The 13,258-nt window shown below is 72.8% G+C and carries 15 protein-coding genes; 7 read left to right on the forward strand and 8 right to left on the reverse strand.

The window, feature by feature from the left end:
* Positions 1 to 91: 91 nt before the first annotated feature.
* Positions 92 to 586: a DUF3145 domain-containing protein gene (locus ACFTXQ_RS33060; protein ID WP_215013748.1), complete on the reverse strand. Its 495-nt coding sequence runs from the start codon at positions 584 to 586 to the stop codon at positions 92 to 94.
* A 250-nt stretch (positions 587 to 836) separates the two neighbouring features.
* Here ACFTXQ_RS33060 and ACFTXQ_RS33065 point away from each other — a divergent pair, with 250 nt between their 5' ends.
* Positions 837 to 1,739, forward strand: a complete 903-nt coding sequence (locus ACFTXQ_RS33065) for an SGNH/GDSL hydrolase family protein (RefSeq protein ID WP_382648241.1) — start codon at positions 837 to 839, stop codon at positions 1,737 to 1,739.
* Between the two features lie 102 nt (positions 1,740 to 1,841).
* Here ACFTXQ_RS33065 and ACFTXQ_RS33070 read toward each other — a convergent pair whose 3' ends face one another.
* A complete protein-coding gene (locus tag ACFTXQ_RS33070) occupies positions 1,842 to 4,310 on the reverse strand; it encodes a beta-glucosidase (protein WP_382648244.1) in 2,469 nt (822 codons plus the stop codon).
* 153 nt (positions 4,311 to 4,463) lie between these two features.
* Here ACFTXQ_RS33070 and ACFTXQ_RS33075 point away from each other — a divergent pair, with 153 nt between their 5' ends.
* Genes ACFTXQ_RS33075 through ACFTXQ_RS33090 form a run of 4 tightly spaced genes read left to right on the forward strand, consistent with a single transcriptional unit; the run spans position 4,464 to position 7,675 of the window.
* Entirely contained in the window at positions 4,464 to 5,039 is a 576-nt protein-coding gene (locus ACFTXQ_RS33075; RefSeq protein WP_382648246.1) for a TetR/AcrR family transcriptional regulator, read from the forward strand.
* A gap of 56 nt (positions 5,040 to 5,095) precedes the next feature.
* Positions 5,096 to 6,235 (forward strand): low temperature requirement protein A, encoded by a 1,140-nt coding sequence (locus ACFTXQ_RS33080; protein WP_382648249.1) that lies wholly within the window; start codon positions 5,096 to 5,098, stop codon positions 6,233 to 6,235.
* Positions 6,232 to 6,939 carry a carbon-nitrogen hydrolase family protein gene (locus ACFTXQ_RS33085; RefSeq protein WP_382648252.1) on the forward strand — a complete coding sequence of 236 codons (708 nt, stop codon included), beginning with the start codon at positions 6,232 to 6,234 and terminating at the stop codon, positions 6,937 to 6,939. The genes ACFTXQ_RS33080 and ACFTXQ_RS33085 overlap by 4 nt, the downstream gene beginning before the upstream one ends.
* 13 nt (positions 6,940 to 6,952) lie before the next feature.
* Complete coding sequence (locus ACFTXQ_RS33090) at positions 6,953 to 7,675, forward strand: hypothetical protein (RefSeq protein WP_382648255.1); 723 nt, start codon at positions 6,953 to 6,955, stop codon at positions 7,673 to 7,675.
* 26 nt (positions 7,676 to 7,701) lie between these two features.
* Here the strand turns inward: ACFTXQ_RS33090 and ACFTXQ_RS33095 are convergent, their stop codons facing one another.
* The 4 genes from ACFTXQ_RS33095 to ACFTXQ_RS33110 form a co-directional block, all read right to left on the reverse strand.
* Positions 7,702 to 8,037, reverse strand: coding sequence for a winged helix-turn-helix transcriptional regulator (locus ACFTXQ_RS33095; protein WP_382648258.1), 336 nt, complete (start codon positions 8,035 to 8,037; stop codon positions 7,702 to 7,704).
* Positions 8,038 to 8,108: 71 nt separating this feature from the next.
* Complete coding sequence (locus ACFTXQ_RS33100; RefSeq protein ID WP_382648260.1) at positions 8,109 to 8,915, reverse strand: EI24 domain-containing protein; 807 nt, start codon at positions 8,913 to 8,915, stop codon at positions 8,109 to 8,111.
* A gap of 66 nt (positions 8,916 to 8,981) precedes the next feature.
* On the reverse strand, positions 8,982 to 9,404 hold the full coding sequence (locus ACFTXQ_RS33105; RefSeq protein ID WP_382648263.1) for an organic hydroperoxide resistance protein: 423 nt from the start codon (positions 9,402 to 9,404) through the stop codon (positions 8,982 to 8,984).
* 64 nt (positions 9,405 to 9,468) lie between these two features.
* A complete protein-coding gene (locus ACFTXQ_RS33110; RefSeq protein WP_382648266.1) occupies positions 9,469 to 10,491 on the reverse strand; it encodes an NADP-dependent oxidoreductase in 1,023 nt (340 codons plus the stop codon).
* Positions 10,492 to 10,586: 95 nt separating this feature from the next.
* Here ACFTXQ_RS33110 and ACFTXQ_RS33115 point away from each other — a divergent pair, with 95 nt between their 5' ends.
* The gene (locus ACFTXQ_RS33115; RefSeq protein WP_382648268.1) at positions 10,587 to 11,012 is read left to right on the forward strand and encodes a MarR family winged helix-turn-helix transcriptional regulator; all 426 of its coding nucleotides are present in this window, start codon (positions 10,587 to 10,589) and stop codon (positions 11,010 to 11,012) included.
* Between the two features lie 9 nt (positions 11,013 to 11,021).
* Here the strand turns inward: ACFTXQ_RS33115 and ACFTXQ_RS33120 are convergent, their stop codons facing one another.
* Entirely contained in the window at positions 11,022 to 11,753 is a 732-nt protein-coding gene (locus ACFTXQ_RS33120) for a hypothetical protein (protein WP_382648271.1), read from the reverse strand.
* A 78-nt stretch (positions 11,754 to 11,831) separates the two neighbouring features.
* Between ACFTXQ_RS33120 and ACFTXQ_RS33125 the strand changes: the two genes are divergently transcribed.
* Positions 11,832 to 12,395, forward strand: a complete 564-nt coding sequence (locus ACFTXQ_RS33125) for a hypothetical protein (RefSeq protein WP_382648274.1) — start codon at positions 11,832 to 11,834, stop codon at positions 12,393 to 12,395.
* A 3-nt stretch (positions 12,396 to 12,398) separates the two neighbouring features.
* Here ACFTXQ_RS33125 and ACFTXQ_RS33130 read toward each other — a convergent pair whose 3' ends face one another.
* A complete protein-coding gene (locus tag ACFTXQ_RS33130; RefSeq protein ID WP_382648277.1) occupies positions 12,399 to 13,112 on the reverse strand; it encodes an esterase/lipase family protein in 714 nt (237 codons plus the stop codon).
* Positions 13,113 to 13,258 lie beyond the last annotated feature (146 nt).

Consider the following 13,258-nt stretch of genomic DNA (forward strand, 5'->3'; position numbering starts at 1 on the left):
GGCTCAAGCCGGGCCCACTGGCCGTTCGTCAGATCTCCACGTCCCACGAGACGTGATCATCAACGAACAAGATCCACTTTCGCAACAGACCCTAGACCACCTGGTGGAGCCAGCGGACCGGGGCGCCCTCGCCCGCGTAGCGGAAGGGCTCCAGTTCGTCGTCCCACGGCTTGCCGAGCAGCTTGGCGATCTCCGCCTCCAGGTCGGTCTCGCCGCGCGCGGACCGGGCGAGGGCGGCCCGCAGCCGGTCCTCCGGGATCAGGATGTCGCCGTGCATACCGGTGACGGCGTGGAAGATGCCGAGTTCCGGAGTGGAGCTGTAGCGCTCCCCTTCGGCGGTCGGGCAGGGTTCGGCGGTCACCTCGAAGCGCAGGAGGTGCCAGCCGCGCAGGGCGGAGGCGAGCTTCGAGGCGGTGCCCGGTTCGGCCTGCCAGGAGAACTCGGCTCTCCAGGTGCCCGGGGAGGCGGGCTGCCTGATCCAGTCGAGGTTCACCCGCACCCCGAGCACGCCCGCAACCGCCCATTCCACGTGCGGGCAGAGCGCGCGCGGTGCGGAGTGCACGTACAGAACTCCACGTGTCGTCACCGGGACCTCCAGTGTGGGACGAGGTCGGGAATAAACTCCAGAAAACGGACAGTATGTGACGTGATGTAATGTAACGGAAATTATTTGACATTGCGCAACGGGACCTGCGGCCGAAACGCCACGGGAAAAAGCTACCGTGCGTCAGGGGTCATGGTGTGACGTACGGTCGCTCCAAGGCCGGTAAACACAGAGCTTTCACTCAGCAGGACCCCCCGAATGGTGTGGGGGCGTCAAGAAGGGGACCATCCCGATGCGCACCACCGCTGCGCGCCGCCGCGCGCGCCGGACCCTCACGGGGGCGGGATCGGCTGCGGCGGCCGTGCTGCTGGCGGCGACGGTGGCCGGATGCGGGCCGGGCGGGTCGCCCGAGGGCGGCGACCGCGGGGCGCAGGCCGCCCCGCGCTGGAACACGGCGCCCGCCTCGATCGCGGCCGTGGGTGACTCCATCACGCGGGGTTTCGACGCCTGTTCGGTGCTCGCCGACTGCCCCGAGGTCTCCTGGGCCACCGGCAGCGACCCGGCGGTCCGCTCCCTCGCCACGCGCCTGCTCGGGGACGCCGAGGCCCCGGCCCGCAGCTGGAACTTCGCGGCGACCGGCTCGCGGATGGCGGACCTGCCGGGGCAGCTGGCCGAGGCGGCCGTGCACAAACCCGACCTGGTCACGGTGATGGTGGGCTCGAACGACGCCTGCCGGCCCACGGCTTCGTCGATGACCTCGGTGGCGGAGTTCCGGTCCGGTTTCGAGAAGGCGCTCGCGGACCTGCGGACCGCCTCGCCCACCTCCCAGGTGTACGTCTCCAGCGTCCCGGACCTCCAGCGGCTGTGGGAGCAGGGCAAGGACAGCCCGATGGTCCGCCAGGTCTGGAAGCTGGGCATCTGTCAGTCGATGCTCGCCGACCCGCTGTCGGCGGCCACGGGGGCGACGGCCCGGCGCGAGCAGGTGCGGGCGCGGGTGGTCGAGTACAACGAGGCGCTCCGCGAGGTGTGCGCGAAGGACGCGCTGTGCCGCTACGACGGCGGCGCGGTCTTCCAGTACCCGTTCGCCGCCGATCAGTTGAGCCGCTGGGACTGGTTCCATCCGGGCAAGGACGGGCAGGCGCGGCTGGCGGAACTGGCGCACCGCCAGGTGACGGCGGCGCAGCCGCCGCGTTGACGGCCGGTGGGCAGGGGGCGGGTGTCAGGGCCCGCCCCCTGCCCGGTCTTTTTATGGCCCCGATGAGGGGTGATTTCCGGCCATTCCTGTGGTTACGGTGTGTTACGGGATGTCGAGCGTCGCCGTCAGCCGCGTGTCCCCGTGCGCGTGGCTCGCGCGAACCTCGTAGGAGCCGCCGATCCGCTGCCAGCCGCGGGCTTCCTCGTCCCAGATCTCGAAGGCCCGGGCGGGCAGGGCGATCTCGGCCTCGACGCTCTCGCCGGGCCCGGCCTCGACGCCCGCGAAGGCGGCCAGCCAGCTCGCCGGGCGCTCCACGCTGTCCGCCACGGGGGCCAGGTAGACCTGGACCACCTCGCGGCCGGGCCGGGTGCCGGTGTTGGTGAGGCGGACCCGGGCGGTGGTGCCGGTGACCTCCAGGGAGTCGTAGGTCCAGTCGGTGTAGCCGAGGCCGTGCCCGAAGGGGAAGGCGGGCGCGATGCCCTGGGCCTCGTACGCCCGGTAGCCGATGAAGAGCCCCTCGCGGTACTCCAGGCGCCCCTCGGTCGGGACGACCTCGGTGACGGGCGCGTCGGCGAACCGCGCGGGCCAGGTGGTGGGCAGACGCCCGCCCGGCTCCGCGTCACCGAGCAGTACGTCGGCCAGCGCGGCCCCGCCCTCCTGCCCGGGGAACCAGGTCAGCAGCACCGCGGCGACCTCCTCGCGCCACGGGAGCTCCACGGGGGAGCCGGCGTTGACGACGACCACGGTGTTCGGGTTGACGGCGGCGACGGCGCGGACCAGGTCGTCCTGACGGCCCGGCAGGGTGAGGTCGCGCCGGTCGAAGCCCTCGGACTCCACGCGCTCGGTCGTGGCGACGACCACGACGGCGGTGTCGGCGGCGCGGGCGGCCTCCACGGCCTCGGCGATGAGCTCGTCGGGGTCGCGCCGCGGGCCGAGGTGCAGCAGCGAGAACATGATCGCCTTGAGCGGCAGCGTGGTCATGTCCGGGACCTGGAAGGTCAGCGACACCTCGACGGGCTCGCCCTCGGTGAGGGTGATCCGGGCGCGCTCGCTGGGGGCGCCGAAGAAGGCCTCGAAGGGGTCGGCCTCGTTGCCCATCTGCTGGACGCCGTCCCACAGGCCCTCGCCGCCGACGGCGAGGGCGAAGGCGCCCAGCCCCCGGGTGCCGAAGGCGTGCTCGCCGCTCTCGCGCGGCAGGAACGTTCCGGTGACCTCGATGCTCGCCATGGTCTCGTACGAGGCACCCGCGGGCAGGTCATCGCCGATCCACTGCACCTGGCCGGTCGGCAGGCTGCCCTCGCCGAGGACGTTGCCGGAGGCGTCGCGGCACACGGCACGCAGCTCGAAGCCCTTGTCGGCGGGGGTGAGTTCGTCGGAGGGGTCGGCGCCGACCGCGAAGGTCAGGGCGCCGTCCGGGAGCGCGGCGGTGAGCCCGTCGAGCGGAGAGACGATCCGCTCGGGGAAGACGGTGGCGGAGCCGCCGCCGAGGACGCGGGCATCGCGGGCGGCGGCGCCGATCAGGGCCACGGTGCCGCCGGCGGCGCCATCGAGGGGCAGGGTGCCGTTCTCGTTGCGGACCAGGACGAAGCCGCGGGCGGCCAGCTCGCGGGCCAGCGCCTGCCCGTCGACGGGGGCCGGAACCTCGCCGACGACGGCGGGCGCACCCTCCAGGATGCCGACGCGGGCGGCGAGGCGCAGGACGTTGCGCACGGCTTCGTCGACGGCGGACTCGGGGACCTCGCCGGCGCGGACGGCTTCGGCGAGGGCGGGCCCGTAGACGGTCTGCGGGCCGGGCATGGCCACGTCGAGGCCGCCCTGGATGTCGCCGGTGGTGGAGCGGGCGGCCATCCAGTCGGAGACGTTGTAGCCGTCGAAGCCCCATTCGCCGCGCAGGACTTCGTTGACCAGGTACCGGTGCTCGGTCATCGTCGTGCCGTTGACCTGGTTGTAGGCGGTCATGATGCCCCAGGGGTGGGCATTGGCGACGATGGCCTCGAAGGGCGCCAGGTACAGCTCGCGCAGCGGGCGCGGGGCGATGACGCTGTCGACGGTGAACCGCTCGGTCTCGGCGTCGTTGCCGACGAAGTGCTTAACCGTGGTGCCGACCCCGCCGTCCTGGACGCCGTTCACGTAGCCGCTGCCGACGGCGCCCGTCAGGCAGGGGTCCTCGGAGTAGCACTCGAAGTGCCGGCCACCCAGCGGGGAGCGGTGCAGGTTGACGGTGGGCGCGAGGAGGACGTGGACGCCCTTGCGGCGGGCCTCCTGGGCGAGCAGCCGCCCGGCGCGGCGGGCGAGGGCCGGGTCCCAGGCGGCGGCGAGCGCGGTCGGGGAGGGCAGGGCGATGGACGGGTCGTCGGCGGTCCAGCGCACGCCGCGCACCCCGATGGGGCCGTCGGACATGACCAGGGACTGCAGCCCGATCTCGGGGATCGCGGGCAGCGACCACATGTCCTGGCCGGCCAGGAGCCGGGCCTTGGTGTCGAGATCGAGCTTCCCGAGCGCCACTTCGACACGCTCTTCAATCTTGCTGCTGCCGCAGCGGGTGTTGCGGACCTGATCGGCATCGGTCACGGCCGTGCCTCCTCGTTGAGTGCGGTGCGGTTGAGCGGTGCGGTGCCCTCATCGTGGACCCGTTACCTGTAGAGCGGTAGGGTTCGTAATCTGTTCGTGATGCTCGGATGTCGTACGGTCCTGCTGAGGTGCGAGCGAGAGGGGTGCGGGGCGATGGCCAGGGCGAGGAGCGAGGAGCGGCGCGGTGAGATCGTCCGCGCGGCCCTCGAGGTGATCGCGGAACGCGGCTACCGGGGCGCGTCCCTGGGCACGGTCGCCGAACGCGTGGGCCTGACCCAGCAGGGGCTGCTGCACTACTTCCCGACCAAGGAGGCCCTGCTGGTCGCCGTGCTGGAGGAGCGCGACCGCTGGGACACGGGCGGGGGCTCGCGCGCCTCGGCGGACGCCTGGCGCCTGGACCTCCTGGCCTCGCTGGTGGAGTACAACGCCATGCGCCCGGGGATCGTGCAGACCTTTTCGGCCCTGCTCGGCGAGAGCGTCACCGACGGCCATCCGGCCCGGGAGTTCTTCACCGAGCGCTACGCGCAGGTCCGCGGGGAGATGGCGGCGGTGCTGCGCGCCGAGTTCGGCGAGCGCCTCCCCTCGGGCCTTACCCCGGAGCAGGCCGCCCCGCTGCTGACGGCGGTCATGGACGGCCTCCAGTACCAGTGGCTGCTCGCCCCGGAGTCGGTGGACATGCCGGCGGCGTTCCGCTCCTTCCTGACCCTGCTGCGGGGGCCCGCCGCGTAGCCGCGGAAACGGGCCCGGCATCCTGTTCCCCGGAGTTCTACAGCGGGGGGCTGGGGATGGAAACCGAGAAGAAGGTCGCGTGGTCGGAGCTGTTCTTCGACCTGGTGCTGGTGTTCGCCGTGACCCAGGTGTCGGCGCTGCTGCACCACGACCACGGGTGGGAGGGCACCCTGCGCGCCCTGATCGCCTTCGTGCCGATCTACTGGGTGTGGGTCGGCAACACCGTGCACGCCAACACCCATGACGCGGACAACCCGTTGGACCGGCTCGCCCTCTTCGCCGCCGGGCTGTGCGCCCTGATGATGGCCCTCGCGCTGCCCGAGGCGTACGGGGACCGCGGACTGCTCTTCGCCGGCGCGTACTTCAGCGCCCGCCTGGTCCTCGCCGCCCTGGCGCACGGCCGCTCGCGGCGCCTGCGCCCGACCCCGGTCACCCTGTCGGTGGTGCTCAGCGGCCCCCTGCTGCTGGCCGGCGGCTTCCTCGACGGCTGGGCCCGGACGGGGCTGTGGGCGCTGGCCGCCACCGTGGACCTGGCCGCGCCCCGGCTGACCCGGCGGGCCATGATGCGGCTGGAGTTCGACTCGGGTCACCTCGCCGAGCGGTTCGGCCTGTTCGTGATGATCGCGCTGGGCGAGTCGATCGTTGCCGTGGGCGCCCCGGCCGCCACCTCCCCGCACCTGTCGACCGGTTCCCTGGCGGCGGTCGCCATGGCCTTCGCCCTGGTGTGCAGCCTGTGGTGGGTCTACTTCCACCTGGCCGCCACGGCGGTGCGGCACGGGCTGGAGACCGCTGACGTACGGGCGGACGTGGCCCGGCAGGTCCTCTCGTACGGGCACCTCTCGCTGATCGCCTCGATCATCGCGATGGCCGTCGGCATGGCCGAGGCCGCCACCCACCCCGGCGACCGGCTCCCGCCGGGCGTGGCCGCCCTCCTCTACGGGGGCTGCGCCCTGTTCCTCGCCACCTTCGGCTACACCCGCTGGCACCTCTTCCGGTCCTGGTCGGTGACCCGGCTGGTGGCGGCCGCGGCCGTACTGGCCCTGCTGCCCGTGGCCGCGCTGCTGCCCTCGCTCGCCGCGCTGGCGCTGCTGACGGCGGTGGTGACCGCCCTCAACCTGGTGGAGCTGGGCTTCGTACGCCGTCGCGGGGAGCTGCCCGGATCGCGGAACGGGCAGGCTGACATCCTGGCCTCGTGAAGATCGCCGCAGCGCAACTGACCTGTGTCCCCGCCGACGTGCCCGCCAACGCCGCCCGGGCCGCCGCACTCGCCGCCTCGGCCCGCGCGGAGGGTGCCGGGCTGGTGGTGTTCCCCGAGTTCACGCTCACCGGCTACGAGTTGGCGGCGCTGGCCGCCGACCCGGGGCTGTGGACCGGCGCCGACGACCCGCGCCTGGATCCGCTGCGCTCCGCGGGCATCGCCACCGCGGTCAACGTCGCGCTGCCGCCCGCCGAGGGACCCCGGCCCTTCATCGCCACACTGGTGTACGACGCGGACGGCGCGCACGTGACCACCTACGCGAAGCAGCACCTCTTCCGGCACGAGCAGGACCTCTTCGAGCCCGGCACGGCCGACGGGCGGTTCGAACTCGGCGGGATCCGCTTCTCGCTGGGCGTCTGCTACGACAACCACTTCCCGGAGCTCGCCGCCCGGGCCGCGGCCGACGGCTGCCGGGTCCACCTCGCGAGTTCCCTGTACGGCACGGGCGACGGGATCGGCGAGCGCGCCACCGTGTACCCGGGGATCGCGAAGGGGCACGGCCTGTACGTGGTCCTCGCCAACCACGTCGGCCCGGCGGGCCCGTGGACCGGCTGCGGGGGCGCGGCCCTCTGGGCTCCGGGCGGCGACCTGCTCGCCGAGGCGGACGACCGTACGCCCTGTGTGGTGACGGCCCCCGTGTGATGGGGTGGCGGGCATGAGCGACTTCGAGACGATCACGGTTCCGGAACGCCTGCACGGCTATCCCGGGGTGGCCTTCGGCGGCTACGTGGCGGGCGTGCTGGCGGCTCGGTCCGCCGCGCAGAGCGTACGGGTGGACTTCCGGCGGCCCGTGCCCACCGGCAGCGCGGTCCGGATCGCCGCGACACCGGACGGCGGCTGCGCGCTGAGCGACGGCGAGCTGCTGCTGGCCGCCGCGGTCCCCGCGGCCTTCGCCGGCGAGGCTCCCGCGGCCCCCTCCTGGGCGCAGGCCGAGGCTGCGGCCGCGGCCTACCGCGCGGCTCCGCCGGACGGCCAGACCGACTGCTTCGGCTGCGGCCTGGACCGGACCCCCGCCACCGGCCTGCGCCTGCACTGCGGTCCGGTGCCGGACGGCCGCGGGCTGGTCGCCACCGCCTGGACCCCGGGGGCCGAACTCGCGGGCGCGGACGGGCTGCTGCCGCCCGAGCTGGTGTGGGGCGCGCTGGACTGCCCCGGCAACGCGGCCGGCCGGTTCCTCGACGGCCGGAAGGCCGGTGCGGTCACGGCCGCGCTGACCGCACGGCTGCTGCGGCCGGTGCCGGTGGGTGAGGGGCTCGTCTCGTACTCCTGGCTGCTCTCCGCCTCGGGCCGCAAGTACGGCGTGGGCACGGCGCTGGCCACCGCCGGCGGGGAGCTGTGCGCGGTCGGCGAGGCCCTGTGGGTGGAGCCGCGCGCGTAGCCGGCGGGCGGGCCGGGCGCCGGCCGTCAGGCCGAGTCGGGCAGGAGGTGCTTGGTGCCCCACTCCCCCAGGGCTCCCAGGGCGATGTTCAGCTCCTCGCCCAGGGGGGTCAGCGAGTACTCGACGCGCGGCGGAACCTCCTCGTACACCTCCCGGTGGACGATGCCGTCCGTCTCCAGCTCGCGCAGTTGGGCGGCGAGCACCTTCTCCGAGACTCCCGGGACCAGCCGGCGCAGTTCACCGAAGCGGCGCGGGCGCTGCTCCAGCTCCCACAGGACCGAGACCTTCCACTTCCCGTCGATCACGCCCATCGCCGCGGCGACCCCGCAGTGATCCGCTCCGGGCCTCTGTGCCACCGCCATCGCGCACCCCTCCCACCTGCTCGCTCTTCACCAGGCTAGACGGAACGGCCGAGAACGCACCGTGGACTTGGTCAGGTGTACGCGGGAGGTGGCGGGCCGAAGCCGCCGGCCGCGGGCTCGGTTTCGGCCGCCGGGGGCTCCTCGGACCGGAGCAGGTCGCGCACCATCAGCGTGGCCCCGGCCACCGCGCCCGGCATCAGGAACACCGCGACGAGCGGGACCAGGAACGCCAGCACCAGCGGCACCCCGAAGCCCAGTACCAGCAGCCGCCGCGAGCGCATCAGCGCCAGCTGCTCGTCCAGCTCCACCTTGCGGCGCTGGAGGGCGACGGAGGTGAGCTCCTGGGTCAGGAAGTATCCGGAGACGCAGAACCCGAGCACCGGGACCACCGTCTGCCCCACCACCGGGATGAACCCGAGGGCGAACAGCAGGATCCCGTACAGCAGCACCCGGCCGAGCACCTTCAGGCTGTCCCGGGCCGAGATCCACAGCTCCCGCCAGAGCGGCAGCCCGGACTCGGGGACCTCGCCGCCCTCGCTGCGGTCGACCTGCTCCGAGAGGGACTCGTAGAACGGCTGGCCGATGAGCAGGGTCACGGCGGTGAAGGTGATGACGGCGAGGAAGAGCCCGAGGCAGAAGACGAGCGCGGTCAGGAAGCCGCGGAAGAGCCCGAGCCACGGCGAGGACCAGTCGTCGGCGAAGGGCGTGGCCCAGGCGGTCAGGTCGTCGGCGCCGTAGCCGAGCCCGATCAGTGCGCCCGCGTACAGGACGAGGGACACCAGCCCGGGCAGCAGGCCGAAGCCGAGCCAGCGGCCGTGGCCGAACACCCATCGCTGTCCGGCCAGCAGATACCGGAAACCCCCCGCAAGATCACGCATGGCGCCAGTTTACGGCGAAGGCCGCACCCCGGTCCGGGGTGCGGCCTTCGCTGAGCTGCGGCCGGATCAGACGGCGAGCTCGACGGTGATGTTGCCGCGGGTGGCCTTGGAGTACGGGCAGACCTGGTGGGCCTTCTCGATGAGGTCCTTGGCGGTGGCGGCGTCCACGTTCGGGATCGAGGCGGAGATCTTGACGATCAGGCCGAAGCCCTCGTCGTTCTTGCCGATGCCGACCTCGGCGGTGACGGTGGAGCCGGAGATGTCGGCGTTCTCGTTCTTGGCGACGACGCCCAGGGCGCCCTGGAAGCAGGCGCTGTAGCCGGCGGCGAAGAGCTGCTCCGGGTTGGTGCCGGCGCCGCTGCCACCGAGCTCCTTCGGCGGGTTCACGACGACGTCGAGCTTGCCGTCGTTGGTGGCGACGCGGCCGTCGCGGCCGTTCTCCGCGGTGGCAACAGCGGTGTACGCGACGTCGGACTGCTGGATGGACATGTAAGAAGATCCTCCTGGTAATCGCCGCGACTCGCGCCCACGGTCACGACGGCGTGGGATGAGCCTAACCGGTGAAAGAAACGATCATCTTTCCGGTGTTCTCGCCCCGCATCAGTCCGAGGAAGGCGGAGGCCGCGTTTTCGACGCCCTCGACGACCGTCTCGTCGTAGCGCAGCTCGCCGGAGCGCAGCCAGCCGGCCACGTCCTTGACGAACTGCTGCTGGAGGTGGGCGTGGTCGTTGACGAGGATGCCCTGGAGGCGCAGCCGCTTGCCGATGACCTGCACGAGGTTGCGCGGGCCGGGGGCGGCTTCGGTGTCGTTGTACTGGGCGATCGCGCCGCAGAGGGTGGCCCGGCCGTTCACGTTCATGGCGGAGATGGCCGCCTCCAGGTGGTCGCCGCCGACGTTGTCGAAGTAGACGTCGACGCCCTCGGGGGCGGAGCCGCGCAGCTGCTCGCCGACGGGGCCGTTCTTGTAGTTGAAGGCGGCGTCGAAGCCGTACTTCTCCGTGAGGAGCGTCACCTTTTCGTCCGAGCCGGCGGAGCCGATCACGCGCGAGGCGCCCTTGATCTTGGCGAACTGACCGACGAGGCTGCCGACCGCACCGGCCGCGCCGGAGACGAAGACGGAGTCGCCCTCCTTGAAGGAGGCCACCTCGAAGAGGCCGGCGTAGGCGGTGAGGCCCGGCATGCCCAGTACGCCGAGGTAGGCGGAGAGCGGGGCGAGCGAGGCGTCGACCTTGGTGGCGTGCTTCGCCTCGAACTCCGCGTACTCGCGCCAGCCCAGACCGTGCAGGACGTGGTCGCCGACCTCGAAGCCCTCGGCGGCGGAGGCGACGACCTCGCCGACCGCGCCGCCGTCCATCGGCTGGTCCAGCTGGAAGGGCGGTATGTACGACTTCACGTCGTTCATCCGGCCGCGCATGTACGGGTCCACCGACATGTGGAGGTTGCGCACGAGGATCCGGCCGGGGGCGGGCTCGGCGGACACGGGCACCTCGCGCAGGGCGAAGTCCTCGGCGACGGGCCAGCCCTGCGGGCGACGGACGAGGTGCCACTCGCGGCTGATGGCGGGAATCTCGGACATGCGGCGCTCCTGGTAAGAACGAAATTGCTTCACTAGGTGAAACAACCATGCGCCTGGATATTTCATGTTGTCAAGTAAATGGGTACTCTGGATCCATGCCCAGTCGTCGCGTAGTAGACCCAGTGACCGTCGAGGTCGTCGAGCTCATCGGCGACGTCGTGGCCCGCTACCACATGGAGTACGAGCACGCGGCCGCCAGCCACCAGCTCACCGGCGCCCAGGCCCGCGTGCTGAACCTGCTGTCACTGGAGCCGCTGCCGATGCGCCGGATCGCGCAGAAGCTCCGCTGCGAGCCGTCGAACGTGACCGGCATCATCGACCGCCTGGAGAGCCGCGGCCTGGTCGAGCGCCGCCCCGACCCGGCCGACCGCCGGGTCAAGCTCGCCGCCCCCACCGAGGAGGGCGTGCAGACCGCGGACCGGTTGCGCGAGTCGCTCGACTTCGCGCGCGAGCCGCTGGCCGGGCTGTCCACGGCCGAGCGGGCGGTCCTGCGGGACCTGCTCAAGCGGATGCTGGGCTGACCGGGCGGTTCAGAACCAGCCGCAGAAGAACCAGCAGTCGTCGCTCGGCTTCGGCTTCGGCGTCTTCGTGGGCGCCGGCTGCGTCGGGGAGGGCGGCTGCGTGCCGCCGGTGGCGCTCGGCGAGGGCTTCCCCTTCGGTTTTACGGTGGACCCCGGGCCGGGGGTCGGGGAGGCCGCCGCCGATGTCGCGGGCGCGGGGGCGGACGACGCCGGTGCCGACTGCGTCACCGCCGCGGCGGAGACGCCGGGCCCGGCCGTCTTCGCCCCGCTCGCGGTGGCCTTCGCCGTCCCGCCCTGCCGCGACGGCAGGGCCGAGGGCGCGGCCGGGGCTCCCGTCAGGCTCGGCAGCGGATCGGGCGCCTTGGGCCCCGCGTCGTCGGTCAGCACCACCGTGGCGGCCCGGTCGGAGCGGTCCCCGTCGTCGACCATCCGGGCGACGACCAGCGAGCCGCCCGCCGCGATCAGCATGCCGAGCGCGATGGTCAGCATCGTGCGGCGGCGGCGCCGGTGCGCGGCGCGGCGGCGCGCGCCGGTGCGGCGCTCGTTCGGCGCGGACAGCACGACGAGCGAGTCGGCGAACACGTCGGCGAGCGCCGTCGGCGGTCCGGGCTCGGCCACGGGAGCCGTGGGCACGGGCGGGCCGCCGGGCGCGACGGCTACGAGGTACTCGGCCGGGGTACCGCACCCGGCGCACGCCAGTGCGCCGTTGAGGTGCCTCCGGCATGCAGGGCAGTAGTTCATGGCGCCCGCAGGCTACGCGGTCGAAGGGCACATCCGTATCCCGGGAACGTAAGGATCCTGTGTGGAATCGTGGCGTGCATGACATCGTTCGGGCCGATGGCCTTCCAGCTCGTGCTATTGCGGCGGATGGCGGACTTCCAGCCGGACCTGGCCGAGGAGGCCCGCCGCAGGCTGGGGGCCTCGCTCGCGGACCAGCGCGAGGCGAACAAGCGCTGGCAGGCCATGGTCCGCTCACCCCGCTCCCGCGGGGCCCTGGCCCGCTACCGCTCGGTGCTGGGCCCGCCGGAGTCCGCCGAACGTCGCACGATCGGCGATCTGGAGTGCGAGGCCCTGCTGTGGCCGGTGCCGCTCTGGCCGGACCTGCGTTTCGAGGTGCTGGCCGCGCCGGACGGGGCGGTGTGGAACGAGTGGCTGGTACGGGCCCCGGGCGCGCCGGGGCCCGTACTGGAGTCGGCGGACGATCTGCGGCCCTGGTCGGCGACGGTGGACGAGGTGGCGCGGGCCTTCGCCCCGGTGCGGCCGATGGAGGGCACCGCGCCGACCCGCTGGCGGCTGGCGTTCGCCGCGCGGGGCGGTTCCTGCGTGGCGGAGTTCACGTACGGCCTGCTCCAGCGGGTGTCCTTCGGGGAGCCCGGGGCCTGAGTCCTACGAGGCCAGGAAGGCGCGGACGCCCGCCGAGGTCCCGTCGTCGCCGAGCAGGTCGTTGTGCTTGAGGCAGCCGACCGGCGTGTTGACCGCCCCGGTGAGCGGAACGCTGTCGTCAGGGTTGACCACCTCGTCGCAGTTCGACCAGAAGGTCGCGTACTTCACCGCGCCCGGGGTCTCGTCCCCGGCGTTCAGGTTCCGCACCACGTACGAGCCGGGGGTCATGTCCCGGCAGGCCTGGTCCCACAGGGCGCAGGCCCACGCGGTGGAGGTGCCGCGGTTGGGCCCGGCCAGCGAGGCCCAGTGGCCCACGGTGGCCGTGCCGCCGCCGAACTTGACGTACCAGCGGCTCACGAGGGAGCCGAAGGAGTGCGAGACCACGTCGACCCTGGCCGCGCCGGTCTGCCGGCGGACGTCCTCGACGTAGGCGGCGAGCCGGCCGGAGAGGACCTCGTTGACCGACTGGTGCGTGTCGTAACCCCAGGAGAAGAGCTCCGAATCCGCGTACCCGGCCGCCCGCAGGTCCCCGCGCAGGGAGCCCCAGACACCCGGATCGGCGTTGTAACCGTGGACGAAGACCACCGGATTGCGCGGCGCGGCCGCCACGCCGGAGACCCCGGCCGGGACCCGGTCGGCGGCATGGGCCGAGAGAGGCGCGAGCAGCACCGGGCAGAGCGTCAGGAGCGCCAGTAACCTCTGGCGGGTCGTCAGCATCGAGTCCCCTTTACCTTGTTACGCGTGGGTAGCGCGTGCGGTGCGGGCATCGTGCTGCCTGTCGGTACAGAAATCCACCCCCATGCAGGCGCGACGCACCCCCCGGCCGGAGCAGCTCAACGGGCGATAAGTCCGAAATGCCCGAG

Source organism: Streptomyces sp. NPDC057010 (assembly GCF_042673805.1).
Classification (GTDB): Bacteria; Actinomycetota; Actinomycetes; order Streptomycetales; family Streptomycetaceae; genus Streptomyces.

Coding starts and splice junctions, on each gene's coding strand:
- ACFTXQ_RS33065 (WP_382648241.1), top strand. CDS start 837: ATGCGCACCACCGCTGCGCGCCGCCGCGCGCGCCGGACCCTCACGGGG.
- ACFTXQ_RS33075 (WP_382648246.1), top strand. CDS start 4,464: ATGGCCAGGGCGAGGAGCGAGGAGCGGCGCGGTGAGATCGTCCGCGCG.
- ACFTXQ_RS33080 (WP_382648249.1), top strand. CDS start 5,096: ATGGAAACCGAGAAGAAGGTCGCGTGGTCGGAGCTGTTCTTCGACCTG.
- ACFTXQ_RS33090 (WP_382648255.1), top strand. CDS start 6,953: ATGAGCGACTTCGAGACGATCACGGTTCCGGAACGCCTGCACGGCTAT.
- ACFTXQ_RS33095 (WP_382648258.1), bottom strand. CDS start 8,037: ATGGCGGTGGCACAGAGGCCCGGAGCGGATCACTGCGGGGTCGCCGCG.
- ACFTXQ_RS33100 (WP_382648260.1), bottom strand. CDS start 8,915: ATGCGTGATCTTGCGGGGGGTTTCCGGTATCTGCTGGCCGGACAGCGA.
- ACFTXQ_RS33105 (WP_382648263.1), bottom strand. CDS start 9,404: ATGTCCATCCAGCAGTCCGACGTCGCGTACACCGCTGTTGCCACCGCG.
- ACFTXQ_RS33110 (WP_382648266.1), bottom strand. CDS start 10,491: ATGTCCGAGATTCCCGCCATCAGCCGCGAGTGGCACCTCGTCCGTCGC.
- ACFTXQ_RS33115 (WP_382648268.1), top strand. CDS start 10,587: ATGCCCAGTCGTCGCGTAGTAGACCCAGTGACCGTCGAGGTCGTCGAG.
- ACFTXQ_RS33120 (WP_382648271.1), bottom strand. CDS start 11,753: ATGAACTACTGCCCTGCATGCCGGAGGCACCTCAACGGCGCACTGGCG.
- ACFTXQ_RS33125 (WP_382648274.1), top strand. CDS start 11,832: ATGACATCGTTCGGGCCGATGGCCTTCCAGCTCGTGCTATTGCGGCGG.
- ACFTXQ_RS33130 (WP_382648277.1), bottom strand. CDS start 13,112: ATGCTGACGACCCGCCAGAGGTTACTGGCGCTCCTGACGCTCTGCCCG.